The organism is Streptomyces sp. NBC_00285 (assembly GCF_036174265.1).
GTDB lineage: Bacteria > Actinomycetota > Actinomycetes > Streptomycetales > Streptomycetaceae > Streptomyces.
This window is the reverse complement of record NZ_CP108055.1, coordinates 2,793,986-2,818,446: the sequence shown is the minus strand read 5'-3', so window position 1 is coordinate 2,818,446 and position 24,461 is coordinate 2,793,986. Positions and strand designations below refer to the sequence as shown.

The 24,461-nt window shown below is 71.3% G+C and carries 25 protein-coding genes; 12 read left to right on the top strand and 13 right to left on the bottom strand.

Annotated features, from left to right (window positions below):
- Positions 1-5: 5 nt before the first annotated feature.
- Positions 6-1,004 carry a prolyl aminopeptidase gene (gene pip / locus OHT57_RS13000; protein WP_328746511.1) on the top strand — a complete coding sequence of 333 codons (999 nt, stop codon included), beginning with the start codon at positions 6-8 and terminating at the stop codon, positions 1,002-1,004.
- Here pip and OHT57_RS12995 read toward each other — a convergent pair.
- Positions 971-1,639 (bottom strand): GntR family transcriptional regulator, encoded by a 669-nt coding sequence (locus OHT57_RS12995; RefSeq protein ID WP_328746510.1) that lies wholly within the window; start codon positions 1,637-1,639, stop codon positions 971-973. The genes pip and OHT57_RS12995 overlap by 34 nt on opposite strands.
- Positions 1,640-1,798: 159 nt before the next feature.
- Here OHT57_RS12995 and OHT57_RS12990 point away from each other — a divergent pair, with 159 nt between their 5' ends.
- Complete coding sequence (locus OHT57_RS12990) at positions 1,799-3,268, top strand: NCS1 family nucleobase:cation symporter-1 (RefSeq protein ID WP_328746509.1); 1,470 nt, start codon at positions 1,799-1,801, stop codon at positions 3,266-3,268.
- 5 nt (positions 3,269-3,273) lie between these two features.
- Complete coding sequence (locus OHT57_RS12985) at positions 3,274-3,993, top strand: aspartate/glutamate racemase family protein (RefSeq protein ID WP_328746508.1); 720 nt, start codon at positions 3,274-3,276, stop codon at positions 3,991-3,993.
- A gap of 62 nt (positions 3,994-4,055) precedes the next feature.
- Here OHT57_RS12985 and OHT57_RS12980 read toward each other — a convergent pair whose 3' ends face one another.
- The 4 genes from OHT57_RS12980 to OHT57_RS12965 all read right to left on the bottom strand — a co-directional run bounded on the left by OHT57_RS12980 (position 4,056) and on the right by OHT57_RS12965 (position 6,635).
- Positions 4,056-4,505: a GNAT family N-acetyltransferase gene (locus OHT57_RS12980; RefSeq protein WP_328746507.1), complete on the bottom strand. Its 450-nt coding sequence runs from the start codon at positions 4,503-4,505 to the stop codon at positions 4,056-4,058.
- Entirely contained in the window at positions 4,502-4,915 is a 414-nt protein-coding gene (locus OHT57_RS12975) for a RidA family protein (RefSeq protein WP_328746506.1), read from the bottom strand. The genes OHT57_RS12980 and OHT57_RS12975 overlap by 4 nt, the downstream gene beginning before the upstream one ends.
- Before the next feature lie 92 nt (positions 4,916-5,007).
- The gene (locus OHT57_RS12970) at positions 5,008-5,931 is read right to left on the bottom strand and encodes a GNAT family N-acetyltransferase (protein ID WP_328746505.1); all 924 of its coding nucleotides are present in this window, start codon (positions 5,929-5,931) and stop codon (positions 5,008-5,010) included.
- Positions 5,932-5,996: 65 nt separating this feature from the next.
- Positions 5,997-6,635, bottom strand: a complete 639-nt coding sequence (locus OHT57_RS12965; RefSeq protein ID WP_328746504.1) for a hypothetical protein — start codon at positions 6,633-6,635, stop codon at positions 5,997-5,999.
- Between the two features lie 209 nt (positions 6,636-6,844).
- Between OHT57_RS12965 and OHT57_RS12960 the strand changes: the two genes are divergently transcribed.
- Positions 6,845-7,633: a nucleotidyltransferase domain-containing protein gene (locus OHT57_RS12960; RefSeq protein ID WP_328746502.1), complete on the top strand. Its 789-nt coding sequence runs from the start codon at positions 6,845-6,847 to the stop codon at positions 7,631-7,633.
- Between the two features lie 203 nt (positions 7,634-7,836).
- Positions 7,837-9,873 (top strand): FUSC family protein, encoded by a 2,037-nt coding sequence (locus OHT57_RS12955; RefSeq protein ID WP_328746501.1) that lies wholly within the window; start codon positions 7,837-7,839, stop codon positions 9,871-9,873.
- Between the two features lie 187 nt (positions 9,874-10,060).
- On the opposite strand, the gene OHT57_RS12950 is transcribed toward OHT57_RS12955, so the two are convergent.
- Positions 10,061-11,008 (bottom strand): endonuclease/exonuclease/phosphatase family protein, encoded by a 948-nt coding sequence (locus OHT57_RS12950; RefSeq protein WP_328746500.1) that lies wholly within the window; start codon positions 11,006-11,008, stop codon positions 10,061-10,063.
- A gap of 158 nt (positions 11,009-11,166) precedes the next feature.
- Here OHT57_RS12950 and OHT57_RS12945 point away from each other — a divergent pair, with 158 nt between their 5' ends.
- The 4 genes from OHT57_RS12945 (at position 11,167) to OHT57_RS12930 (ending at position 14,039) form a co-directional block, all read left to right on the top strand.
- A complete protein-coding gene (locus OHT57_RS12945; protein WP_328746499.1) occupies positions 11,167-12,543 on the top strand; it encodes an amidohydrolase in 1,377 nt (458 codons plus the stop codon).
- Between the two features lie 119 nt (positions 12,544-12,662).
- Positions 12,663-12,878, top strand: coding sequence for a hypothetical protein (locus tag OHT57_RS12940; protein ID WP_328746498.1), 216 nt, complete (start codon positions 12,663-12,665; stop codon positions 12,876-12,878).
- Positions 12,879-12,993: 115 nt separating this feature from the next.
- Complete coding sequence (locus tag OHT57_RS12935; RefSeq protein WP_328746497.1) at positions 12,994-13,683, top strand: DUF899 domain-containing protein; 690 nt, start codon at positions 12,994-12,996, stop codon at positions 13,681-13,683.
- A 173-nt stretch (positions 13,684-13,856) separates the two neighbouring features.
- A complete protein-coding gene (locus tag OHT57_RS12930; protein WP_328746496.1) occupies positions 13,857-14,039 on the top strand; it encodes a hypothetical protein in 183 nt (60 codons plus the stop codon).
- A 2-nt stretch (positions 14,040-14,041) separates the two neighbouring features.
- On the opposite strand, the gene OHT57_RS12925 is transcribed toward OHT57_RS12930, so the two are convergent.
- From OHT57_RS12925 to OHT57_RS12915, 3 genes are all read right to left on the bottom strand, one after another.
- On the bottom strand, positions 14,042-15,985 hold the full coding sequence (locus tag OHT57_RS12925) for an ABC transporter ATP-binding protein (RefSeq protein ID WP_328746495.1): 1,944 nt from the start codon (positions 15,983-15,985) through the stop codon (positions 14,042-14,044).
- Between the two features lie 247 nt (positions 15,986-16,232).
- The gene (locus OHT57_RS12920) at positions 16,233-16,679 is read right to left on the bottom strand and encodes a hypothetical protein (protein ID WP_328746494.1); all 447 of its coding nucleotides are present in this window, start codon (positions 16,677-16,679) and stop codon (positions 16,233-16,235) included.
- A complete protein-coding gene (locus OHT57_RS12915; protein ID WP_328746493.1) occupies positions 16,670-17,332 on the bottom strand; it encodes an ATP-binding protein in 663 nt (220 codons plus the stop codon). The genes OHT57_RS12920 and OHT57_RS12915 overlap by 10 nt, the downstream gene beginning before the upstream one ends.
- 268 nt (positions 17,333-17,600) lie before the next feature.
- Here OHT57_RS12915 and OHT57_RS12910 point away from each other — a divergent pair, with 268 nt between their 5' ends.
- Positions 17,601-18,461, top strand: a complete 861-nt coding sequence (locus OHT57_RS12910; RefSeq protein WP_328746491.1) for a helix-turn-helix domain-containing protein — start codon at positions 17,601-17,603, stop codon at positions 18,459-18,461.
- Positions 18,462-18,719, top strand: a complete 258-nt coding sequence (locus OHT57_RS12905) for a DUF397 domain-containing protein (protein WP_328746489.1) — start codon at positions 18,462-18,464, stop codon at positions 18,717-18,719. It abuts the gene before it with no gap.
- A 239-nt stretch (positions 18,720-18,958) separates the two neighbouring features.
- Here the strand turns inward: OHT57_RS12905 and pdxR are convergent, their stop codons facing one another.
- Positions 18,959-20,437 carry a MocR-like pyridoxine biosynthesis transcription factor PdxR gene (pdxR, locus tag OHT57_RS12900; RefSeq protein WP_328746487.1) on the bottom strand — a complete coding sequence of 493 codons (1,479 nt, stop codon included), beginning with the start codon at positions 20,435-20,437 and terminating at the stop codon, positions 18,959-18,961.
- Between the two features lie 47 nt (positions 20,438-20,484).
- Here pdxR and OHT57_RS12895 point away from each other — a divergent pair, with 47 nt between their 5' ends.
- Positions 20,485-20,967 carry a carboxymuconolactone decarboxylase family protein gene (locus OHT57_RS12895; RefSeq protein WP_328746485.1) on the top strand — a complete coding sequence of 161 codons (483 nt, stop codon included), beginning with the start codon at positions 20,485-20,487 and terminating at the stop codon, positions 20,965-20,967.
- 107 nt (positions 20,968-21,074) lie between these two features.
- Here OHT57_RS12895 and OHT57_RS12890 read toward each other — a convergent pair whose 3' ends face one another.
- From OHT57_RS12890 to OHT57_RS12880, 3 genes are all read right to left on the bottom strand, one after another.
- A complete protein-coding gene (locus OHT57_RS12890; RefSeq protein WP_328746483.1) occupies positions 21,075-22,562 on the bottom strand; it encodes a glutamate synthase subunit beta in 1,488 nt (495 codons plus the stop codon).
- 312 nt (positions 22,563-22,874) lie between these two features.
- The gene (locus OHT57_RS12885; protein ID WP_328746481.1) at positions 22,875-23,360 is read right to left on the bottom strand and encodes an anthrone oxygenase family protein; all 486 of its coding nucleotides are present in this window, start codon (positions 23,358-23,360) and stop codon (positions 22,875-22,877) included.
- Between the two features lie 131 nt (positions 23,361-23,491).
- Positions 23,492-24,238: a DUF2293 domain-containing protein gene (locus OHT57_RS12880; protein WP_328746479.1), complete on the bottom strand. Its 747-nt coding sequence runs from the start codon at positions 24,236-24,238 to the stop codon at positions 23,492-23,494.
- Between the last annotated feature and the right edge of the window lie 223 nt (positions 24,239-24,461).

The following is a 24,461-nucleotide window of genomic DNA, read 5'->3' as shown; positions in this document are numbered from 1 at the left end:
GCCGGATGCCTCTTTACCCGGAGATCGAACCGTACGACCACGGCATGCTCGACGTCGGTGACGGCAACCGCGTGTACTGGGAGACCTGCGGGAACCCGGACGGCAAGCCGGCGGTCGTGCTGCACGGCGGGCCGGGGTCCGGCTGTACGCCGTGGGCGCGCCGGCTGTTCGACCCGGCCGCGTACCGGATCGTGCTGCTGGACCAGCGCGGCGCCGGGAGATCCACGCCGCACGCGAGCGCGTACGACACCGACATGAGCGTCAACACGACCCCGCATCTCATCGCCGACCTGGAGCTGCTGCGGCGGCATCTGGGGATCGAGGGGTGGCTGGTGTGGGGCATTTCCTTCGGGTCGATGCTCGGGCTGCGGTACGCGCAGACACACCCGGAGGCCGTGACGGAGCTGGTGCTGACCGGGATCGCGACCGCCGCGAGTCCCGAAGTCACCCTGATGACCAGGGGACTTGGGAAGATCTTCCCGGCGGCGTTCGAACGGTTCATCGGGGAGTTGCCCGTCGAGGAGCGGTCCGGGAACATCCCCGCCGCATACAACCGGTTGCTGGAGTCGCCCGATCCGCAGGTCCGCGAGCGGGCGGCGCGGGCGTGGACCGACTGGGAGACCGCGATCGAGTCCGCGCCGCCGCGGTCGGTGCCGCGTTACGAGGACCCGGTGTTCCGCCAGGGATTCGCCCGTACCGTCACCCACTACTGGGGCAATGACCACTTCCTGGGCGAGGGCAACGACGAGGGTGTCGTCCTGCGCGACGCGCCTGTGCTGAAGGACATTCCCGGCACCCTCGTCCAGGGCAGTTTCGACTTCGGCAACCTTCTCGGCACCGTCTGGCGTCTCCATCACGCCTGGCCCGGCAGCGAGTTGTCGGTGATCGACGACGGCGCACACTTCGCGGGGGAGCGGGGCGTGGACGTGATGGTGGCGGCGACGGACAAGTACGCGCGCGGCTGGACCCGTCAGATCATCTCGGCCGTGTCCCCGAACAGCTGACGTACCGTCGACTCGTAGTTGGTCCGCACATGCGCGAGGGCGTGCGCGCGGGCCCGGTCCGGGTCGCCGGACGCGATCGCCTCGTACAAGTCCCGGTGCTCGACGAGGAGTTGGGGCCACTCCTCGTTCCGCCGGGTCATCCAGCGCAGTCGTCCGGCAACCGGTTCCAGGGCCTCGACCAGCAGACTGTTGCGGGCCATGGCCACGATGCTGTCATGCAGCCGGCTGTTGACGTCCGTGATCGTCTCCGCGTCGTCCGCCTCGGTCGCGGCCGCCGCCAGGTCGAGGAGCCGCTCGACCTCGGCGAGGTCCTGCGGGGTCGCACGGGCCGCGGCGAGACCCGCCGCGTACACCTCCAGCGCCTCGCGCAACTCGAAGAGTTCCTTGACGTCGTTCGGGGTCAGCCGCCGGACGACCGTGCGGCGCGGGGTCTCGAAGTGGACGAAACCCTCGGCGACCAGGGCGCGGATCGCCTCGCGGACCGGCACCCGGGAGACCCCGAAGCGGTCGGCGAGCTCCCGCTCGACCAGCCGGTCGCCCGGGCGCAGCCCGCCCGCGATGATCTCCTGCCGCAGGGTGGCCAGGACGCGTTCGCGGACGGCGCCGAGGGGCTCGATGTTCGTCGTGGAGCTCATGGAGCCATCTTCGCCGACTCCGGAGCTGTTTTACGGAGCGTTAACGGAGGCGACATCGGTCAGAACTCTTGACGGGAGGACTATGGCGGCAGTTTGGTATACCAAAACCGGATGCCAGGCGGCCGCCATCCTCCTGTCCCCCTTGTCCCTGGAGGCCCCGTGTCCCTCGCCGACCGTGCCGAAGCCACCGGCATCTCAGCGTTCGTCCCCGATCCCCGGCTCACCAACGAAGACCTGGCACCCGCAGGCAAGCGGAACTGGAAGGTCTTCGACCTCTTCGCCATGTGGATGTCCGACGTCCACAACCTGGGCAACTACACTTTCGCGGCCGGTCTGTTGGTCCTCGGCATGAACGTGTGGCAGGTCTTCACATCCCTGCTCGTCGGCTTCGTGATCATCTACGTCGGCATGAACTGGATGGGCAAAATCGGCCAGCGCCACGGCGTGCCGTTCCCCGTCATCAGCCGCATCAGCTTCGGTGTGTGGGGCGCCAACATCCCGGCCCTGATCCGGGCCGTGATCGCCATCATGTGGTACGGCATCCAGACCTACCTCGCCTCCGTCGCGGTCAACGTGATGCTGCTGGCCGCCTGGCCGGGCCTGGAGTCCTGGACGCACAGCTCCTTCCTCGGCCTCGACGCCCTCGGCTGGGTCTCCTTCCTCTCGCTGTGGCTGATCCAGGCGCTGATCATCAGCCAGGGCATGGAGTCGGTGCGCAAGTTCCAGGACTTCTGCGGACCGGCGATCTGGCTGGTCATGATCGCGCTGGCGATCTGGGTACTGGCCAAGGCCGGCTGGAGCATCTCGCTCACCAGCACCCCGCACCCCGTCTCCGTCGGGGAGCAGTGGCGGCAGTGGTTCGGCGCGATCGGCCTGATCCTCGCCACCTACGGCACGCTGATGCTCAACTTCTGCGACTTCTCCCGCTTCGCGCCGGACTACAAGACCGTCCGCCGCGGCAACTTCTGGGGCCTGCCGATCAACTCCACGGCCTTCGTGGTCGTCTCCGTCATCGTCACCGCGGGCTCGCTGGAGGTCTGGGGCCAGGCCATCACCGACCCGGCCGAACTCGTCGCCAAGGTCGGCAACACCTGGGTCATGGTGCTGGGCGCGCTCACCTTCGCCGTCGCCACCATGGGCGTCAACATCGTCGCCAACTTCGTCTCACCGGCGTACGACCTCGCCAACGTCTGGCCGCAGAAGATCACCTTCAAGATCGGCGGCATGATCAGCACGGTCGCCGCACTGGTCGTGACCCCGTGGAACCTCTTCTCCAACCCCACGGTCGTCAACTACTTCCTCGGCGGCCTCGGCGCCTTCCTCGGCCCGCTGTTCGGCGTGATCATGCTCGACTACTACTGGGTCAAGAAGGGCCGCGTGAACGTCGACGAGCTGTTCAACGCCGAGCCCGGCTCCCCCTACTACTACCGCAAGGGCGTCAACCCCAAGGCCCTGTGGGCGTTCCTGCCGGCGGCGGCCGTCGCGGGCGTCCTCGCCCTGGTGAAGACGTTCAGCGACGTGGCCCCGTACTCCTGGTTCATCGGTACGGCGCTCGCGGCCGGGCTGTACGCCCTGCTGTGCCGGGGCGAGCAGGCCACTCGCGAGATCCCCGAGGCCGTGGAGGTCTGAGAAACGTGCGGATCGCCGTCACCAACTGCAACACCACGCAGGAGATGACCGAGGAGATCGTACGAGGTGCCCGGGCCGCCGCAGGCCCGGGCACCACCGTGCTCGGGCTCACCCCGCAGTGGGGACCCGAGTCCGCGGAGGGCTGGCTCGACAGCTACCTCTCCGCGGCGGCGGTCATCGACCTGCTGCGCACGTACGAGGGTCCCCCCTACGACGCCGTCGTCATGGCCGGCTTCGGCGAGCACGGACGGGAGGGCGTCCGGGAGCTGGTGGACGTACCGGTCGTCGACATCACCGAGGCCGCCGCCCATCTGGCCTGTCTGCTCGGCCGGCGCTACGGCGTCGTCACCACCCTGGAACGGTCCTGCGGGCAGATCGAGGACAGCCTGGAGCTGGCGGGGGTGGGGCGCAACTGCGCCGCCGTCGTCGGAACGGGGCTCGGGGTCCTCGACCTGGGCGACGCCGACCGCACGGAGGCCGCTTTCCTGGTGGCCGCCGAGCGGGCGCGGGACGCGGGCGCCGAGGTGCTGGTGCTGGGATGCGCCGGGATGACCGGGCTGCAGCGGACCGTGGGGGAGAAGCTCGGGCTTCCGGTGGTCGACGGGGTGGGGGCGGCGGTCAAGCTGGCGGAGTCACTGGTGGGACTGGGACTGAGCACCAGCCGGGCGCGGAGCTACGCGAAGCCGGTGCAGAAGAGACGGGCGTGGGGATCGCGGTCGGGCTGACCGGGGGAGGCCGGCGTGGTCGGGTTGACCGGAGGAGGCCGCCGTCGTCGGGCCGGTTGTTCTCAAGGGCGCCAGACGTATCGCACATCCGGCTCCCGCTCCTCGTTGCCGCTGCCGTCGGTGCGTTCGGCCTCGACGAAGCCGTGACGCTCGTAGAAGCGGTGGGCCGGCTTGTTGACCTGGAAGGTCCACAGGGCCAGCCCCCGTGGGCTGCGCTCCTTGGCGAGCGCGACGAATTCGTCGCCGATGCCGCGTCCCCGCCAGCCGGGGTCGAGATACAGCTGGGACAGCAGATCGTCGGCGAGGACCATGAGCCCCACGACCTGTCCCTCCGCCGCAGCCACCCACGTCTCGCGAAGCGGCACGACAACGTCCCGGATATAGGCGCGCACCTCGTCGTCGGAATGGGGCCGCACCACCGTCGGCAGCGCGGCATCGAAGGAGCGCAGATAGACGTCGGCCGTGGCGGAGGCGTCGGCGGCAGTGGCCCGACGGATGACGATCGCGCTCACCGTGCTGCTTCTTCCGGCACGACGGCCGTCGCCGTGATCTCCACCAGCTGGCCCGAGTAGCCGAGGCACGCGACCCCGATCAGCGTCGACGAATGCGGCCCGGAGCTCAGTCCGGACGCCTCGACGACCTCCCACACCGTGGACAGCACCGCGGGCTCGCTGCTCACGACGTACACATCGGTCGACAGCACATGCTCCAAGTCGCTGCCCACCGCCTGTAGTTGTTCCCGCAGGTTCGCGATCACCCGCTCGGCCTGCCGCGCGGGATCCCCCTCACCGACGAGGTTCCCCTTCGCGTCCAGCGGAACGGACCCGGCGAGAAACGCCAGCTTCGTGCCGGCCTCGACGACGGAGGCGTGGGCGTAGGTCGGCGGCGGGAAGAGCGCCGGGGCGGTGACGCGCTGGATCACGTGGACTCCTGGGGCGAACGGCGGACAACTTTCCGATCATCGACGGTGCCGGGCGGGACCGCACCTGAATTTCCGCGGCGCCTGCGTGCGTGTCACAGGGCCGGGAGCCCGCCGCCGTACGGACTCCGCACCCGCCACCCCCTGCTTCGCGCCACCCCCTCGAAGTCGGCGATCCGGTGGGCGAGTGCTTCCGGCTCGCCGATGTCGCACCAAGGATGTGACCTGGCCCGTTCCTCCTCCCCTCGCACCAACGGCCGTCCGCGCACGGCCAGATGCAGTGCCAGGGTCGAGCGCGCGTACAGCCGTACGGCATCGAGCCGGTCCGGCGTCCCGCGGTACTCCTCGCTCTCCCGCAGCCACAGTCGGCCGCCCACGCTCCCGGCGACGAGGACCGGGACCGGCCGCCCCTCCTCGCCGGTCACCAGGAACGTCAACTCCCCCTCTCCGCTCTCCTCGACCTCGTACCGAGGCAGCTGCGACAGCCGGGCGAAACCCAGCGCGTGCTTCCAGGACGTGACCCACAGCCCGCGTCGGAGGTAGTAGCGGACGGCCGGCTGCCAGGTCCAGTACGTGTCCAGCCGGTATCCCCGCAGACCTTCGGCGCGGCAGGCGTCGTAGACCAGGTCGAGCACGGCCGAGGCGAGCCCCCGCCGCCGGGCGACCGGATGGACGTAGAGCGAGGTGATGCGCACCGCGCCCACTCCGACCGGGCAGGTGTCGACGGCGACGGTCCCGATCGGCCTGCCACCGCGACTTCCCGGAGAGCGGATCCAGTACCTGACCCGGACGTCGTCGGTGCGCCCGTGCTCACGCCCGGCCGCACCCAACCGCAGCCGCCACCGCTTCTCGCCCGTCACGCTGAGCGAGTCCGGGTCGACGCACTCGCCGAAGGCGCCCTCGGCGAGCGAGGCGAGTTCCCAGAGCCCGAACCGGTGGCCCTCGCCGAACGCCATGGGACGCAACTCGGGGCGGGCGGCGAGGCGTTCGTGAACACGGGCCACCTGATCGTCTTTCATGCGCCCGGAGCGTAGGGAGACACACCGCCCGCCGGCACCCTCCGCACCCACTCCGCCCGGCTGTGTCATCCCGGCGACGGACCACGCTCCTGCGCACACGACCGGCGTTCGCACTCGTGTGCAAGCTCCGGGTAGGTCCGGGCGATGGCCGTGTGGATCCGGCGCCGCAGCAGTTGCTCCGCGGCCACGCGCCCGGTGCGGCCGGACAGCTCGTCGAGGATGCCGTCGTAGCGGGCCAGGCGATGGCAGAGGTAGTCGACCTTCCAGCTGTCCGGCGTGCCGGACCCGGGCTCCCGGCCCCTGTCCCGATGATCGCGGTGCTCGACGGCGAGCGCCGCCAGTCTGTCCGGGGCGAGCACCGGCACGTCGATCGGCTCCGCCGCGATCCGGGCGAGCACCTCCCGCCGCCTCCGCAACGCCGCGTCCTTCACCGCGGCGGAGCGCCGGGCCGCGGCCGCCGAGACAGCCTTGAACTCCTCGCTCCGCTCGGCGGCCTCGACCCGCTCGATGCTGTAGAGACGGGACTGCGGAGCTGTACGGAAATACGGGTTGGTGCGCCGCAGATCGGGCTCCCCGAGCAGTCGGCGGATCATGCCGGCAGTCCAGCCGCGGATCCGCAGGCCGGCCGCGGAGACATGGGTGCGGGGAGGCGGTGCCGCCTCCTGGCCGCCCTGACCCGCTTGATCCTTCTCGTGTGTCGTCATCAGCGCTTCCCTCGTCGTCATAACTCTGAGTGACGACTTCATTGATAACGCGCGGCACTGACAATCGCCTCGGAGGCCGGGATCGTCGGGCTGCCGGCGCGACGGGGCGAGAACCCACGGGAATGAGGACCCACGGGATGAGGACCCACGGGATGAGGACCCGACAGAATTGCGTGGAGGCGGCGGGCGCCACTCCGTACGCTGCGCCCATGTCCGCCACCCCTCGCTCCGACGCCGCCTTCCTCGACACCGTCGTCGACCGCCTCGCCGCCCTCCCCGCCGTCCGGGCCGTGGCCCTCGGCGGCTCGCGCGCCCAGGGCACCGAACGGCCGGACAGCGACTGGGACCTGGCCCTCTACTACCGAGGTGACTTCGATCCCGGCGAGCTCCGCGCGGTCGGCTGGGAGGGCGAGGTCTCCGAGGTCGGCGAGTGGGGCGGCGGTGTCTTCAACGGGGGCGCCTGGCTGACGATCGACGGGCGGCGGGTCGACGTCCATTACCGGGATCTCGACGTGGTGGAACGGGAGTTGGCGCAGGCGCAGGAGGGGCGGTTCCGGGTGGAACCCCTGCTGTTCCATCTCGCGGGGATTCCCACCTACCTGATCGTGGCCGAACTCGCGATCAACCAGGTGCTGAGAGGGGCATTGCCGCGACCGTCGGCATACCCCGACAAACTCCGCACCTCCGCGGCCGACCGCTGGCAGGGCACCGCCCACGCCACCCTCGCCTACGCCAAGGCCAACCACGCCCCGGCCGGCCGGCTCACCGAGACGGCAGGAGCACTCGCGACGGCCGCCGTACAGATGGGGCACTCGGTGCTGGCCGCGCGAGGGGAGTGGGTGACGAACGAGAAGCGGCTGCTGGAACGGGCCGGACTTCGAGCGATGGACAGGATCATCGAGGCTGTGCGGCCGGACCCGGAACGCCTGCTCCGGGCCATCGCCGACGGCGAGGAACTCTTCTCCGCCGCCCGGTCATCGGCCCCGGGCCCGACCTGACACAAGGGCCCGACGCCGTGGTCCGCGGGACGCGGAGTATTGCGTTCATAAAGAACGTGGCTCCTGCAGACATCGTCACACGTGAGTAACACAAGTGTCCCGGACCCTCCAAGAACACGACCTACCGTGGAGACCACAGCCCACCACTGCCCGGCCACCGTCGCCCGAAGGCACACCCCGCCTCCCCCGACGACAGGAGCCCTGTGTCACCCGCCCTACCGCTCTGGCTCGCCCACGCCCTCCGTGCTCAGCGGGGGCCGATTCCCTGGAACGCCGTGGTGCGGGGTGTGCTGTCCGCCGGGCCCCTCCTCCTCGTCGCCGTGCTCGCCGACCGGACCTCCCTCGGTGTCGTCGCCGCCATCGCCGCCATGCTCGCCGGGATCAACGACCGGCCCGGCAGCCGACGCGTCTCCGTCAAGAGGATCGGGGTGCCCGCGCTCGCGGGGGCGGTCGGGATGATCGTCGGGACGTACGCGGGGGAGTACGTGGGGGCCGTGACCCTCACGGTGCTGCTCACCCTCGTCGGACTGGTCGCCGGTGGCATCAGTGCCGTCGGGCCCGTCGCGTCCGGAGCCGGTACGCAGTTGCTCGTCGCCTCCGCGATCGGGGCCGGGATGCCGTTGCCGGAGGACGGCCGACTGCGTGCGGTCGTCTACCTCGGCGGGGCCTGCTGGCTGCTCGGGCTGCGGCTCGCGCTGCCGACGCCCGGCGCGATCGCCGGGGACTTCCGGTTCGACGGGGAGCGTGCGGCCGTAGCGGCGGTGTACGAGGCCGTCGCCGAGCTCCTCGACGCCGCCGGGAGCGACCAGGCCACCGCCCGCCGCGTCGCGCTCACCGCCGCCCTCGACCACGCGCAGGACGCGCTCGCCGGACCCCGGCTGCGGCGGCACGCCAGTTCCTCCGCCGAGCGGCGGCTGCACGCGCAGTACGCCGCGGCGCTGCCCCTGGCCGAGGCCGCCACCGCGCTCGCCTGGGCCGGTGAGGCGGTGCCCGGACGGGCCTCCGCGGCGCCCCGGCGGCTCGCCGTCGCCGTACGGGAGAACGGGCACACCGGGCCGTTGCCCGCGCCCACCCGGTCGGCGCCCGCGCTGCGCGCGCTCGACGACGCGCTGCTGCGGGCCGCCGAGGCCTTCGACCGGGGCCGGGGCGGCGATCTGCACACGCGCCGGCTCACCTTCCGTGCCCTGCTGCGGCACGTCTTCGGGGCCGGCGGGCGGGAGTACGGGCTGCGGGTCGCCCTCTGCTTCGGGGCCAGCGTCGCCGTCGCGCAGGCGCTGCACCACTCCCACTGGTACGGGGAGCACCAGCACTGGTACTGGCTGCCCGCCACCGCCGTCTTCCTCGTCAAGCCCGACCTCGGGCCGCTCGTCTCCAGGGTGCTGTGCCGGGCGGCGGGGACCGTGCTGGGGGCGCTGGTCTTCGCCGGGTTCGCGCTCGTGCTGCCGCGGCCCGAGGGACTCATCGCGCTCGTCGCCGTCTGCGGGGCGCTCATTCCCGTGGCCACCCGGCACTTCGCCGCGCAGACCGCCGTCGTCACGGTCCTCGTCCTGGCGCTCGTGATGGTCGGCGGCGAGCCGCAGGCCTCCGCCGGCCGGATCATGGAGACCCTGCTGGCCTGCGCGATCGTGCTGATCGTGGGGCATCTGCCGATGCCGGGACAGCGGGGCGGGACAGTACGGTCCCGGCTGGCAGCGGCGGGCGGTGCCGCGCAGGCGTACCTCGCGCACGTCCTGCGGGAGACCGACGCCGAAGATTCCGGAGTCTTGCGGGAGGCCGGTGCTGAGGGCTCGGGAGCTTTGAGGGAGGCCGGTGCTGAAGGCTCGGGAGTCTTGCGGGAGGCCGGTGCTGAAGGCTCCGGAGCCGTACAGGACACCGGTGCCGAAGACCTGGGAGCCCTACGGCACACCGGCGTTCAGGACTCCCGTGCGCTGCGTTGGACCCTGCGCCGTGAGGCCTACCGTGCGCTTGCCGAGGCGCGTGCCGCCATCGCCCTCGCCGCTGCCGAACTCCCCGCGCTCGCCCGGCATTCGGAGGGCGCCGACGAGATCGTCGCCGTGCTCGAACGGCTCGTCGACACGACCACCGCCTGCGCGGTCCACCTGGACGACTCCGGGCGCCTCACCCCTCGGCACGTCCGGCGGCTCGCCGAGCTCCTCGACGAACTCGGCGAACTCGACCGGCCCGCCGAAGGGGCCGCGCGAGTGGCGGTCCGGCTGCCCGAACTGCCCCTGGCCGGTTAGGGCGTCCCGCGAAAGTCCCGCCTGCGCGGCGGCGCCCGGCACGCACTCCCTCAGAGGGGGGATCCGCGGCCGTGCAGTCGAGCGCGCACCCGATACAGCCGGCATCGGGTGCGCGCCTCCGCCTTGCGATCGCACGCACCCGCCGGCGCCGCGTCCCCGACCTCACGGGTGCCGGTACACCCAGGAGTCACACGCGCACCCACACCGGCGCGTGGTCCGAGCCCGCCGCGTCCCGCCGGGCCGACGGATCCGCCCCCACCGACGGCAGTCGCATCGCGTCCCCGCCCGGCAGCCCCGTGCCCGCCTCCCGCACCCGGTGCACCAGACGGTGGCTGCACAGGATGTGGTCGATCAGCTCGCGGCGCCCGGAGTTGACGCGGGAGAAGCGCTGCTCGGCGGGGATCAGCGGGGCCGTGTCCCACAGCCGGAACGCATCGCCCCTGTCGGGCATCCGGTAGCCGGCGGTACCGATCTCGGAGCCGGGCGGGCCGAGCAGGATCTGGGTGGTCGCGGCCTGTACCTCGTCGTTCAGGTCGCCGAGCACCATCACATCCCGCTCGCGTCCGTCGCCGTCGAGCAGGTCGTCGGCCAGCGCCCGCAGCGCCGTCGCCTCGGCCGCCCGGCGATACAGCGCGTACGCCCCGTAGCGCGCCCGTTCGCCCTCGTCACGCGGCTGGAAACGGCCTCCCGGATAGGACAGCAGCTTCGACTTCAGGTGGGCCACCGCCACCCGCAGCGGCCCGCGGTCGGTCTGCGTCTCCACGGCCAGGAACCCGCGGCCCGACTCCGCCACCGTCGCAGCCCCGTCGTCCCCCTGCACCGGGTGCAGCTTCGGCGGGAAGGCAGTGGTGTCGGCCAGCACCTCGAACGGCGTACGGGAGATCACGCCCACCCGTATGCCCCTGCCGTCCGGGTGCCGCGAGGTCTCGACGGTCCAGCCGCCGCCCAGCAGGCCGACCAGGTCGCCGAGCGCCTCGGGCTCGCCGACCTCCTGCACGGCCAGCAGCGTCGGGTCCAGATCGGTGACCGCGGCGGCGAGAGCGGCGAGCTTCGCCTCGTAGGCGGCCTTGTCCTCCGGGCCGTACGGGCCGCCGGGACGGTACAGGTTCTCCAGGTTCCAGGTGCCGAGGAGCATGCCGGGCTCCCTTCAGAAGCCGGTACGTCGGTCTCGGAAGCCGTTCCCCCCGAGGCCGTGATGCCCAGGGTGCCGGGCCGGGCGGGGCCGCGACAGAGGCCCGACCGGATGCGTGGTTCGGCTCACGCGCAGCGCCTATGACGTCGTACGTTGGCGTGATGACCGCCTCTCCCACCGTCTCCGCCACCGACGCTCCCGCCGAACTCATCATCTCCGGATGCACGGTCCTCGTGCACGACGATCAAGAGCGGATCGGGTTCGAGGAGGACGCGGCCGTCGTCGTACGGGACGGTGTCGTGGAGTCGGTGACGAGCGCCGACGCCGTGCGCGACCTGCCCGCCGTCGAGCGGATCGACGCCCGGGGCCAGGTCGCGATGCCGGGGCTCGTCAACTGCCACACCCACGCGCCCATGGTCACGCTCCGCGGGATCGCCGAGGACCTGCCGACCGAGGAGTGGTTCAACGACGTCGTCTGGCCCGTCGAGTCCAACCTCACCGCAAGGGACGTGGAGTTGGGGGCGCGGCTGGCCTGCGCCGAGATGATCCGGGGCGGTGTCACCTGCTTCGCCGACCACTACTTCTCGATGGACGCCGTCGCCGCCGTCGTCGACGAGTGCGGGATCAGGGCCCACCTGGGCGAGGCCTACTTCTCCTCGCAGGGACCCCAAGGGCGGGAGAAATCCCTGGAGTTCGCGCTACGGCACCGCGGCGGCGCCGGTGGCCGCATCACCACCGCCCTCGCCCCGCACGCGCCCTACACCGTCGACGACGCCGACCTCGCCGTGACCGCCGACCTCGCCCACGAACACGGTCTGCCCGTCCACCTCCACGCCTCCGAGAACCGCGACCAGGCCGAGACGAGCCTCGCCCGGCACGGCGTCACACCCATCGAGGTGCTTCGGCGCACCGGGATCCTCGACACGGACGTCCTGATCGCACACGGCAGCGGCATCCTCGACCGCGACCTCCCGGTCCTCGCACATGCCGCGGGACGTACGGCCGTCGCGACCGCTCCCCGCGGCTACCTCAAGTTCGCCTGGCCCACCACCACCCCCGTCCGCGCCCTGTACGACATCGGCATCCCCGTCGGACTCGCCACGGACGGCGCGGCCTCCAACAACTCCCTCGACGTGTGGGAGTCGATGGCGCTCACCGCGCTCCTCCAGAAGTCGACCACCGGCGACCCACGCTGGCTGACGGCACGTCAGGCCCTGCACCATGCGGGCCCCCAGAGTGCCCGTGCGGTCGGACTCGGCGACGTCGTCGGCACCATCGCGGCGGGCCGGCGCGCCGACATCATCCTGGTCGACCTCACCGGCCCGCACACCCAGCCCGTCCACGACCTCGCCGCCACCCTCGTCCACAGCGCCCGCTCCTGCGACGTCCGCACGACGATCGTCGACGGCCGTGTCCTGATGCGGGACCGTGAGCTGCTGACCATCGATGTGGCCGCTGTCGTAAGGGAGTTGGGGGAGCGGATGCCCGCGCTGCTCGACCTGAGTCATGGCAGGCGGATCCAGAACTACAAGACCTGAAATCCGGTCGCGGAGAAGTACTTTGACGCCAACCATCGGTGACCGGGCGGTCACGGCAGGTGGTTTCACGCTACACATGAAGGCCGGGACACACCTGTCTGAGGGGGAGGGCCGGCCTGGTGGAGCTGACGATCGACGTCGCTGTACTGCTCGCTGTCATTATCGTTCTGCGGCTGCGTCGACGAACGCACGCCCGCAGCCGCAACGACGAGAAACTGACCGTGCTCATCGTGCTGGTCTTCGGCATCCTGATCGCTCCGACCGCCTTCGGGCACAGCGTCGCGGACGTCGTCGGCCAACTCGCCCAGGGGGTCACGCAGGCCGACGGCCCGTGACACCGAGGCACTGGGCCGATGCCGATGCCGATGGAAAGAATCTCCCGCGCCGCCGATGAGTTCCGCCCCGACCGACGGTCACCACCCCGAGCGGACCGTTGTACAGGAGGGGCCCATGTCGCTACCGGAGATCGTCTCGCGGGACGAATGGCGCGCGGCGCGCGCGGAGTTGCTGGTCAGGGAGAAGGCGGCCACGCGGGCGCGGGACGCGCTCAACGCCGAGCGGCGCAGGCTGCCCATGGTCGAGGTGGAGGAGGAGTACGTCTTCGAGGGTGGCGACGGCAAGGCCACCTTGCTCGATCTCTTCGAGGGGCGAGGCCAGCTCGTCGTCTACCACTTCATGTTCGCGCCCGAGTGGGACGCGGGGTGCCGCAGCTGCTCCGCCTTCCTCGACCAGATCGGACATCTGGTTCATCTGCGGGCACGGGGGACGACGTTCGCGGCCGTGTCGAGAGCGCCGTACACGAAGATCCTGCCGTTCAAGGCGCGGATGGGCTGGACGATGCCCTGGTACTCGTCGGACGGCGCCGGGTTCAACCACGACTTCGAGGTCACTCTGGAGATCGACGGGAAGCCGGTGGAGCGGCCCGGCATCAGCTGCTTCCTGCGCGACCGCGACCGGGTCTTCCACACGTACTCGACCTATGAGCGCGGTCTGGACGGGCTCGGCTCGACCACCACCTTCCTCGATCTCACCGCGCTGGGACGGCAGGAGGAGTGGGAGGAACCCAAGGGGCGCGCGTCCGCTCTCGGGGCGCCCGCGGGCTCTGTACGCATCCGGTATCACGACGAGTACGAGGACTGACACGGAAGGTGAGATTATCCGTCGTACGGTGACAGGATCCTCACACTCCGGGGTGAACCCGTGTCAGCTACGTCTCAGTACGGCAACTCAGCGAGGCTATCCGGCTCTGGAAGGCGTTAACTCCTACAAGCACTCCTACGGGTGAGTGCAACGCTTTCTGGAGGTGCAGGGTGGTGAACGGGCGAACAGTGCTCGAACGCTTTCCCGCTGGCGGGCCGCGAGGATCGTGGCCGGCGGAGGAGTTCGCGCACGCGAGGCGACTCGAGGGAATGGCGGCCGAGGTCGTCATGGACCTCGCCACGGACATGTTCCTGGTGATCGTCCCGGGTGCGGAGGCGGCCGACGCCGTCGCATGAGGTCAGCCCGCCTCCTTGGCGGGCACCTTTGCCGTGAACTGCTCGGCCTGGAGCGAGTACAGCTCCGCGTAGACACCACCGGAGGCCAGAAGCTCCTCGGGCGTACCCGACTCCACGAGTCGGCCCTGCTCCAGCACGTGCACCAGGTCCGCGTGACGTACGGACGCCAGCCGGTGCGTGATCAGGACGACCGTCTGGCCGGTACCGGCCAGTGCGCGGATCTTCTCGAAGACCTCCAGTTCGGCCCGCGCGTCCAGGGCGGCCGTCGGTTCGTCCACGATCAGGATGTGCCCGCGCCGGTAGGCGGCCCGGGCGATGCCGAGCCGCTGCCACTGGCCGCCCGACAGTTCGTGCCCGCCGCTGAAGTTGCGGGCCAGCAGCGTGTCCAGGCCGCGCGGCAGATCCTCCAGCACCTCGCCGGCGCCGGCCTCCGCGACCGCGCCCGACACCCGCTCCTCGGTGAGCGGCACCGAGGAGCGGCCCACCGCCACATTGACGCGGGCGGTGAACGGCCACCGCTTGAAGTCCTGGGCGACCATCGCGACCCGCTCGGCGAGCAGCTTCCGGTCCGCGTGCGCCGCGTCCACGTCGTCCCACAGGATCCGCCCCGCTCCGGGGGCGTACAGGCCCGCGAGCAGTTTCACCAGGGTGGTCTTGCCCGAGCCGTTCTCCCCGACCAGCGCGACGATCTTGCCGAGCGGCAGGGTGAGCGTCACGTCGTCGAGCGCGGGGCGGGTCGCGTCACCCGGGTAGGTGAAGGTGACGTTCTCGAAGCGGATCTCGTGCGGATCGTCCGGCAGTGCCGTGCCGCCCGCCGGGATCGCCCACTGGGCCGCCTCCACGTAGAGCCGCTGGAGGTCGCCGACGAACAGGGCTTCCTCGTGCAGTGCGTTCATCTCGATGACCAGGGTGTTCAGGCTCTGTGAGCCGGCGCGCACGGCGATCACGGCCGTACCGGCCACCGACAGCGCCATCGCGCCCGCCAGCAGCAGCCCGCCCAGTGTCGCGTACGTCGCCACCGTCGCCAGGCCCGTCCAGGTCGCCGCGATCAGCCCCGTGCGGGCGGCGAGGCGCGCCAGTCGGGCCTGCTCCGTCTCCGCTGTCTCCGCCATCGCGCGGTAGTGCCGGAGCAGGAACGGGCCCACCCCGTGGACCCGGATCTCCGGCGCCGCCTCCGGCTCGATCAGCAGGGCGCCGAGCAGTCGGCCCGCCCGCACGTGCTGCACCCAGGTGTGGAAGGACTCGTACTGGCGGCGCGCGATCGTCAGCGCGCCCCACCCGCTCGGGATCGTCATCGTGACCAGCAGCGGCAGCAGCGCCGGGTGCAGCACCGTCAGCACGCCCGCCGCCGTGATCAGCGAGATCATCGCGTTCACCACACGGGTCGCGAACGAGATCATCCGACGGGCCGAGGTGGCGCCGTACTGCGCGGTGTCCAGCAGCTTGTGGAAGGCGTGATCCTCGATCGCGGCCAGCTCGACGGTCGCCGCCTGCTCCAGATACCGCTCGGTCGCCACCCGCTCCACCTTGGGTTCGAGGCGGCCGGTGGCATGCGTCGACGCGGCCCGCAGCAGTGCCCCGACCAGCATCACGGCGGCCATGGTGACGAGTGCGGGCACGGCACCCCGCAGCCGGTCCTCCAGCGCACCCCCGCCGATCAGCCGTCCCAGCACGATGTTGACGGCGAGCAGGCTCACCGCCTGGGTGAGACCCCTGGCCACCTCGGCGACCAGCACGGTCCGCGCGGCCCGTCGGTCCGCTTGCCAGGCCAGCCGGAAACTCGCCGACAACAGCGAGGGCAGCCGCGCCACCATGGCCCGCAACCCCAGCTCCATGAACGCGTCGGAGTGCGAGTTCCACCCGCCGTCGTACCGCAGCGGCCCCCCGAAGAGCAGTCGCTCCGACTCGGAGACCCCGGGTTGCTCGGTGCCACGCCGTTTCCCCACCGCGGACCTCCCCGATCGTGAACGGGGCAACTATGGCGGGGTCGGCTGCAAGGGGGGAGGGCGCAGAAGGAAGTGCGGTGAGAGCGCGGGCGCACACCTTGGAGCGGGGGCGACATGGAGTGGGGATGGCGGCCGGAGCGGGGGCGACATGGAGTCGGGGCGGGGGATGCCGGCCGGCCTGGGGGCGTGGGTCCTGTGCCACCGGCCTCAGCACCCGGCCGTACCCGAACGGTGGCCCAGCCCGGGCCTAGCCGGCTGAACTGACCGGCCGGGACCAGCTGGGGATCGTCCCCGTCAGCCGGCACAACGCCAGGTACAACGGTATCGGCGGCGTGTACGGCAACGTCCCGTCCGGCCGGTGCACGAGGTCGGGTACCACCGGGGCGTCCGGAACGACCGCCCCGGTGGCGTACTGAGCGGGCGCGGGCCAGTCGAGCGCGTAGTCGGAGTCCGCGGGGACCAGCCACCACCAGTGCGCGTCATCGGCGTACACGCACCCGACCCGCGGCAGCCGGGGCACCAGCTGCTGCCCCAGCAGCGCCGGCACCCTCACCGCATCGCAGCCCAGCGGCACCGTCATCCCCTCCGGGACGGCCAGCTTCCGCGGTGTCCCCGGTACCTCCAGCCCACGTCTGAGGCGGACCAGCGTGTCCAGGGTCAGCACCTGGCCGCCGGATCCGCTCCTCACGCCCATGCGCTCGCGTCCCCCGTCCCGTGATCCCGGGCTTCCCCGTCGGGCACCGCTCTGTGATGCTCCTCGGCCTCGTCACCCCGGCCAGGGCCCCCGGAGGGAAGCGGCTTCGGGCGGGCCCCCCAACCCAGGTCGTTACGCGGTCCGGTGTCGTCGAGGGGCTCGTCCGCCTTGCGCGGCAGCTCCGCCCAGACGAGCAGGCCGGGGCCGTGCTCATGGGCACCCCACGCGTGACAGAGGGAGTCGACGAGGAGCAGTCCCCTCCCGTGCTCCTCATCGCCACGCTGCGGCGACGGGTGGGGCTCACCAGGCGCGCAGCCCTCGTCACGTACGGCTATCCGGACCAGGTCGTCAGCGTCGTGAAGCTCGCAGACCACACGACTGCTCGCGGTGTGCACGATGGCGTTGGTGACCAGCTCGGAGACGACGAGGGCGGCCGAGTCGCAGGTGTCCTCGCAGACCGACCAGTGGGTCAGTCTGGCCCTCGTCAGGCGTCTGGCCTGCGCGGGGGAACTCGGATGCGCGGTCAGCTCGAAACGGAACCGGCGCCGGGCAGCAGATCTCTCGGGCCGCACTCCCGCGGCGGCACCGAGACCCTGGGGACGGTCCGCGGCGGCGTCTGTTCCTAAGGGCGGGGACGGAATCACGCTTGCCACTATCGCCCCGTCGTGAACACTTGGCAAGTGTCACTCTGAAAAATGCAGAGTGCCGTGTGACGCGGTGAGAGGCCGTGGCACACTGCTCGCAACAGCATCTTGAGCGGCGCCAGTTGGGATCACCGAAGATCCGTACGCATCCGACTTCGCATCAGACTTCGTATCCGTACAAATCTTCGAATCAGGTCTTCGAATGGCGCCGCTGGGCTGTCAGCATGCAGGTGGCTGTGCCATGGGACCCCCGTACGCGACTTCGTGGAGGTGGAGCGTGAGTGAACCGCGGTCCGCGCCGACCGTCGGCCAGGTCGTCCTCGGTCGGCGCCTGCTGGACCTGCGGGAACGCGCAGGGCTCAAGCGCGAGGAAGCCGCCCGCGTCCTCCGCGTCGCGCCCGCCACCGTCCGCCGGATGGAGATGGCCGAGGTCGGCCTCAAGATCCCCTACCTCCAGCTCCTGCTGAAGGCCTACGGCGTCGGCGACCAGGAGGCCGAGGACTTCGTCCAGCTCGCCGAGGACGCCAACCGCCCCGGCTGGTGGCAGCGCTTCCACGACGTGCTGCCCGGCTGGTTCTCGATGCACGTCAGTCTGGAGGGCGCGGCCGCGCTCATCCGCGAGTACGAACCGCACTTCGTGCCCGGTCTGCTCCAGACCGAGGACTACGCGCGTGGCGTCCTGCGCTCGGGCGCCATCGGTCAGACCAGCCCCGAGGACATCGAGCGCCATGTCGCCCTGCGCATGGAACGCCAGGGACTGCTCACCCGTCACGACGCGCCCCGGCTGTGGGTGGTCATGGACGAGACAGTGCTGCGCCGCCCTGTCGGCGGCCCGGAGGTGATGCGCGCCCAGTTCGACAAACTGCTCGAGGCAACGAAGCTGCCCAACGTGACGCTCCAGGTCGCCCCGTTCGCCAACGGGCCGCACCCCGGCACGTACGGGCCCTTCGTGCTCTTCCGATTCGCCGTGCCCGAACTTCCGGACATGGTCTACAGCGAGTACCTGACCGGCGCGATCTATCTGGACGCGCGAGTCGAGGTGGCGACCCACCTCGAGGTCATGGACCGCATGGCGGCGCAGGCCGCTACGGCACATCGCACGAAGGAGATCCTCCGGGATCTCCGCAAGGAGTTGTGAATGAACCGCATCAAGTCGCCGCGCATGTCCGTCTACAACGGGATGCCCGCCCGGGAGCTGGGGAGCGAAGGCTGGCACAAGCCCTGGAGCGGAGGCAACGGCGGCAACTGCCTGGAGGCGATGAAGCTCGCCGACGGCCGGATCGCCGTCCGCCAGTCCACCGATCCGGACGGACCGGCGCTGATCTACACCACCGACGAGATGACCGCGTTCATCGAGGGTGCGAAGGCGGGGGTGGCCGACTTCCTGCTGTCGTGACGTGATGGTCCGACGCTCGCTCGACTTCTGTTCTTTTCCTTGGTGATGAATTGACAGGCGCTCGACTAATGATTGAGATCGACACCCACCGGGTGAGCTGAGCTCGCCCCAGCTCTCGGCCCGCGCATGCTGTGACGGCGCGGGCCGAACGCATCTTCCTGCACCGTTCGGCGGTGGGAAGCATGGCGAATCGGGGGCACGGAGTGGGGTATGCCCGGGACCGCTGTTGGCACCGGAACCTACGCCTCACCCGGCGGCAGCGCCCCGCACAGTGCCTCCAGCGCCGCCCCGTACGCGTGCTCGGAAGGCGTTGCGTACCCCACGACCAGACCGTCGCGAGCCGGCATGTCGGTGTCCGGGTGGCGGAACTCCGCGAGCCCGTCGAGGGCGACGCCCTGCCAGACCGCGGCCTTGACGGCGGACCGTTCGGTGCCCGGCGGCAGCCGCAGCACCGCGTGCAGCCCGGCCGCGACCCCACCGGCCTGGATGTGCGGCGCGTGCTCGGCCAGCGCGGCGACGAGCCGGTCCCGGCGGCCGCGGTACCGCTGCCGCATCCGCCGCACGTGACGGTCGTAGGCCCCCGAGGCGATGAGGTCGGCGAGGGCCAGCTGGTCGGGGATGCTCGCCCAGCCCTCCCGCTCGCCCTTGGCCGCCAGGACGTCACCGACGTACCGCTCCGGCAGCACCATCCAGCCCAGCCGCACCGCGGGCGACAGGCTCTTGCTGACCGAGCCGATGAGGATCACCCGCTCGGGGTCGAGGCTCTGCAGGGCGCCGACGGGCTTGCGGTCGTAGCGGAACTCCCCGTCGTAGTCGTCCTCCAGCACCACCCCGCCACGCGCGCGTGCCCAGTCGACCACCGCCGCCCGCCGCTCGGCGTGCAGCGGACCGCCGGTGGGGAACTGGTGCGCGGGCGTGAGCAGTACGGCCCGTTCCCGTCCCAGCCGGTCGACGCGTGCGCCGTGTTCGTCGAGGGGAAGCGGCACGGTCCGTACGCCCGCGGCCGCGAGCAGCTCCCGGTGGAAGGGGAGCCCGTACGCCTCCACGGCCAGCGGACCGCGCAGGATCTGCCCGGCCTGACCGGCCGGTCCGCCTCCGCCGAAGAGCAGCCGCAGGGCGTGCGCGAACCCTGAGCAGACGACGATCCGCTCCGGCTCCGTCCGCACGCCACGCGCGCGTGCGAGGTACTCGGCGAGAGCCGCCCTCAGCTCGGGGCGTCCGGCGGGGTCACCGGGACCGAAGACCTCGTTGGGCGCACGGTGCAGGGCCCGGCGGTAGGAGGCGAGCCAGGCGGCCCGGGGGAAAGCGGAGGCGTCCGGCGTGCCCTGACGCAGGTCGTGGCGCGGGCCACGCGCGCGTGGAGGCGCCTTCGGGGGCGGGGGTGCCTTCCGGGGAGCCGACGTCCTTCGGGGTGCGGATACGGCGGTGCGGAGCGGCTCGGTCCGCTCGGCGACCCGGGTGCCCGAACCCTGGCGGGCGGTCAGCCAGCCCTCCGCGACGAGTTCGGCGTAGGCGTCGGCGACCGTGTTGCGGGCCACGCCGAGGTCGACGGCAAGTGAGCGGTACGGCGGCAGCCGGGTGCCGGGTGCGAGCCGCCCACTGCGTACGGCCTCACGCAGGGCCCGGATCAGCGCGGCGCGCCGACTCCCGGGCGCGGAGAGCTCCAGGTGCAGGTCGGAGCCGATCCGCTCCGCGTAATTGACCCATGATTTCGCCATGGAAATGCACCCTACAGCCGGTCTTTCCGGCCCATAAATTGGTACCCATGACGACGAACACGAACACGAACGTGACAGGTGCGGGCCGGCTGAACTTCGCGAAGGCCGCCCCCAAGGTCTTCCGTGCCCTGATCGGCTTCGACGCGGCGGCCCGTGAGGGCCTGGACCCCGCGCTCGTCGAACTGATCCAGATCCGCTCCTCCCACCTCAACCGCTGCGCGTACTGCCTGCACATGCACACCAACGACGCCCGCAAGGCAGGCGAGACCGAGGACCGCCTCCACATGGTCCCGGTGTGGCGCGAGGCCCGTCACTTCTTCACCGAGAAGGAACAGGCGGCCCTGGCCCTCACCGAGGCGGTGACCCTGGTGGCCGACGCCGGCGTCCCCGACGACGTCTACGCCGAGGCCGCGGCGCGCTTCGACGAGCAGGAACTGGCCCACGTACTGTCCCTGATCCTCACGATCAACACGTGGAACAGGGTGGCGCTGGCGACGGGCAAGGTGGCAGGCACGGACGAGCGGATCTGAGCGACGCGAGCCCGCCCGCTCCCGGTGGACGAGTGCGACGGACCGAGGGTGTGACACCGCCGGACACACCGCACCCGCACCCTCGGGCTGTACGACCTGCGAGGTCCCTACACGGTCATAGGCCGGTCGTACGGTCCGATCGGCGCCGGCAGCTGGGAACTCCCCGTCAGATACCGATCGACCGCCGCCGCGACCGCCCGTCCCTCCGCGATCGCCCACACGATCAACGACTGTCCCCGAGCGGCATCCCCCGCCGCGAACACCCCCGGCACGTTCGTCCCGAACCCCGCATCCCGTGCGACCGTTCCCCGAGGTTCCATCCGCAGCCCCAACTGCGCCACCAGCCCGTCCCCCCGGTCCGGCCCGGAGAACCCGAGCGCGAGCAGCACGAGGTCGGCGGGCAGCGTCCGGCCCGTCCCCTCCACCGGCCGCCGCGTCGCGTCCACCTCGACGAGGTGCAGCGACCGCACCTGCCCGTCGGCGTCCCCCTCGAAGCGCAGCGTCGACGCGGCGAACAACCGCGCGTCCGCGTCCGCCGCGGGTGCCGTCTCCAGGTCCCGAGCCTCCTCGTGCGCCGCCGACAACCGGTAGATCTTCGGATACGTGGGCCACGGCTCGGCATCCTCGTCCCGTTCGGCCCCGGGCTGCCCGTAGATGTCCAACTGGGTCACGGAGGCTGCCCCTTCACGCACCGCGGTCCCCAGGCAGTCGGCCCCCGTGTCACCCCCGCCGACGATGACGACATGCTTTCCGGCGGCCGACATCGGGGAAACCCCCAGATCCCCCTCGCACACCCGGTTGGCCAGCGGCAGATACTCCATGGCCTGCTGGACCCCGGCCAACTCCCGCCCCGGTACGTCCAGTTCACGCCAGGCCGTGGCCCCCGTGGCGATCACCACCGCGTCGTACCGCGCCCGCAACTCGGCCGCCCCGACATCGCGGCCGACCGCCGTGGACGTACGGAACTTGGTCCCCTCGGCCCGCATCTGTGCGATCCGCCGTTCCAGGTGGCGCTTCTCCAACTTGAACTCGGGGATGCCGTAGCGCATCAGTCCACCGAGCCGGTCGTCCTTCTCGTAGACGGCGACCGTGTGCCCCGCCCGCGTCAACTGCTGTGCCGCCGCGAGCCCGGTCGGCCCCGACCCGATCACCGCGACGGTCCGTCCGGACAACCGGTCCGGCGGCCGTGGTGGCGCGAATCCGAGTTCCCAGGTCCGGTCGGCGACGGCCACCTCGACATTCTTGATGGTGACCGCCGGCTGGTTGATGGCGAGCACACATCCCGCCTCGCACGGCGCAGGGCACAACCGCCCCGTGAACTCGGGGAAGTTGTTCGTCGCGTGCAGCCGGTCGGCGGCCTGCCGCCAGTCCTCCCGGGAAACCAGGTCGTTCCACTCCGGGATGAGGTTCCCGAGCGGACAGGCCTCGTGGCAGAACGGAATGCCGCAGTCCATGCAACGGTCCGCCTGCCCGCTGATGATGGGCAGCAGCGCCCCGGGGACGTACACCTCGTCCCAGTCCCGGACCCGCTCCTCGACCGGCCGGCGAGGCCAGTCCCGGCGAGGCGTCGTCATGAATCCCTTGGGATCGGCCATGGCCGTCTTCCTTGCTCGCGCAGGTGACGCCGACGCGGCGCTGACGTGGTCGGCGGGCCCGGTGAGTCAGGCGTGCCCGATGCGTCCGGCGTGCGCGAGGTGTCAGTCGTGTCCGGCGTGTCCGTTCGTCATCGGGCGGCACGCTCGCGGAACTTCTTTCGGCCACGATACGACTCATCGGCCACGCGCGCAGAGCGCCGGAAGACCGCCGGGACAGCGCTTTTCGACGGTCGGGGGAGGGGGTGGGCGCGACGCTCACGGGTCGTGGGTCACGGGTCGAGGGTCACGGCTCGTGGAGAGTGGGCGCGACGCTCACGTGAGGGCCAGGATGTACGCCAGCGCCGCTGCACCCGAGGCGGCCGCGCGCACGTGGTTCCACATCGTCCACTCGCGCACGAACGTCGGCCAGTACGCCGCGGCCTCCGGGGTGCCCGGGTCCAGCTTGAGCAAGGCGTCGTTGCGCGGGACGTTCGCCACCATGGTGAGCCCGAACGAACCGAACAGATACAACACGCTGCCCACCAGCAGCTCCACCGTCCCCTTGTCCGGCCACAGTACGAAGGTCACCACCGCGATCATCGCGGACAGCACCGCCGAGCCGGCGAACAGCGCCATGAACGGCGGCCGCACCGCGGTCACATTGATCGCGTTCATCGCGGCGACACCCTGCGCGGGCGGCAACGAGGCGAGCCCGCTCATCACGAAGGTCGAGAACGCGCAGAAAACGCCGGCCACCAGCCCGGTCCCCAACACCCCCAGCACGACCAGCACGAAGTAAGGCCCATCGATCGTCTCCACGCCGGCTCCCGCCTCCGGCCGAGCCCCAGGCCCGGCACCACCCGTCCCCACCAGTGAATCCCGTCCCATCCCTGCCCACCATGGCCATTCCGCGCACCGCCATACGCAAACGTCCACACTCAGCCGGTCTCTCAGCCCCGTGGCGCCGACCGACCGCATCGGAAGCCCTCAGCTTCCTCTTCCGGCTGCTCAGCCGCCCCCGCACCCCGCCACCCCCTCAGTACCGCCTCCACATCCGCCGAGATCCGCCGCCGCGCCTCATGCCGCGCCACCCCGCTCATCAGCAACGCGTCGTACGACGTGTCCACATGCCGCACGGCCGCCATCACCGCCGACACCACCGCCCCCTCCGACAACGCCCGCCCCGCCGCACTCCGCCCCACCCGCCCGCTGCCCCGCAGGGACGCATGCGAGGCGATGACAGCGGCGCGGTCACCCGGGCACCCGGGAAACCGCCGCCGTATCTCCGCCGCGAACGCCTCCGCGAACCGCACGTCCGCCACCGCCCGCCGCCGAGCGTCCCGCGCCCGACGCCGTCGCCGTGCCTCCGCGTCCGCGAGGCACCGCTCCTCGGCCCGCACCAGCCCGGCCTCCTCGACGAGGACGCCCTGCCGCTCGTAACGCCCCTTGCGCCGGTTGAAACGCACGACGACCGCCGACAGCGCACTCTCCTCCCGAGACCGACGCGTGAGCGCCGTGTCGCCGCGCGGAAGGAACACCAGATGCCCGAGGTCGGCACAGTCGAGACACCGCGGCGACCCGCCCTCGACGACGAGCAACGCCAGCGGCCCGCCCCGGCACTCCGCACAGTGCCGTCTCCGCAACGGCTGGACAACGAGGGGTCCGCCACCCGGCGGGGGAGTCACAAGACCTGCCATGAGGGGTTCATTCCCCAGGCCCCCCTCACCACCGACACCACAAGCTCCAAGTGCGGGGCGGACGGCGGGGCGGCGGAAAGGCAGAGCGGCAGAACAGAGAACGCCCGGTGCAGCCCCCTCCGCGCCGCCCCCGCGTCTGGAGCGACACCGACCTCCCGTACCTGCTCGCCGCCCACCGGACCCGTGAACGCGACGCGACCTGAGCATCCGCTGACGCATCATG

Coding starts and splice junctions, on each gene's coding strand:
- pip (WP_328746511.1), top strand. CDS start 6: ATGCCTCTTTACCCGGAGATCGAACCGTACGACCACGGCATGCTCGAC.
- OHT57_RS12995 (WP_328746510.1), bottom strand. CDS start 1,639: ATGAGCTCCACGACGAACATCGAGCCCCTCGGCGCCGTCCGCGAACGC.
- OHT57_RS12970 (WP_328746505.1), bottom strand. CDS start 5,931: ATGAAAGACGATCAGGTGGCCCGTGTTCACGAACGCCTCGCCGCCCGC.
- OHT57_RS12965 (WP_328746504.1), bottom strand. CDS start 6,635: ATGACGACACACGAGAAGGATCAAGCGGGTCAGGGCGGCCAGGAGGCG.
- OHT57_RS12960 (WP_328746502.1), top strand. CDS start 6,845: ATGTCCGCCACCCCTCGCTCCGACGCCGCCTTCCTCGACACCGTCGTC.
- OHT57_RS12950 (WP_328746500.1), bottom strand. CDS start 11,008: ATGCTCCTCGGCACCTGGAACCTGGAGAACCTGTACCGTCCCGGCGGC.
- OHT57_RS12945 (WP_328746499.1), top strand. CDS start 11,167: ATGACCGCCTCTCCCACCGTCTCCGCCACCGACGCTCCCGCCGAACTC.
- OHT57_RS12935 (WP_328746497.1), top strand. CDS start 12,994: ATGTCGCTACCGGAGATCGTCTCGCGGGACGAATGGCGCGCGGCGCGC.
- OHT57_RS12920 (WP_328746494.1), bottom strand. CDS start 16,679: ATGGGCGTGAGGAGCGGATCCGGCGGCCAGGTGCTGACCCTGGACACG.
- OHT57_RS12905 (WP_328746489.1), top strand. CDS start 18,462: ATGAACCGCATCAAGTCGCCGCGCATGTCCGTCTACAACGGGATGCCC.
- pdxR (WP_328746487.1), bottom strand. CDS start 20,437: ATGGCGAAATCATGGGTCAATTACGCGGAGCGGATCGGCTCCGACCTG.
- OHT57_RS12895 (WP_328746485.1), top strand. CDS start 20,485: ATGACGACGAACACGAACACGAACGTGACAGGTGCGGGCCGGCTGAAC.
- OHT57_RS12890 (WP_328746483.1), bottom strand. CDS start 22,562: ATGGCCGATCCCAAGGGATTCATGACGACGCCTCGCCGGGACTGGCCT.
- OHT57_RS12880 (WP_328746479.1), bottom strand. CDS start 24,238: ATGGCAGGTCTTGTGACTCCCCCGCCGGGTGGCGGACCCCTCGTTGTC.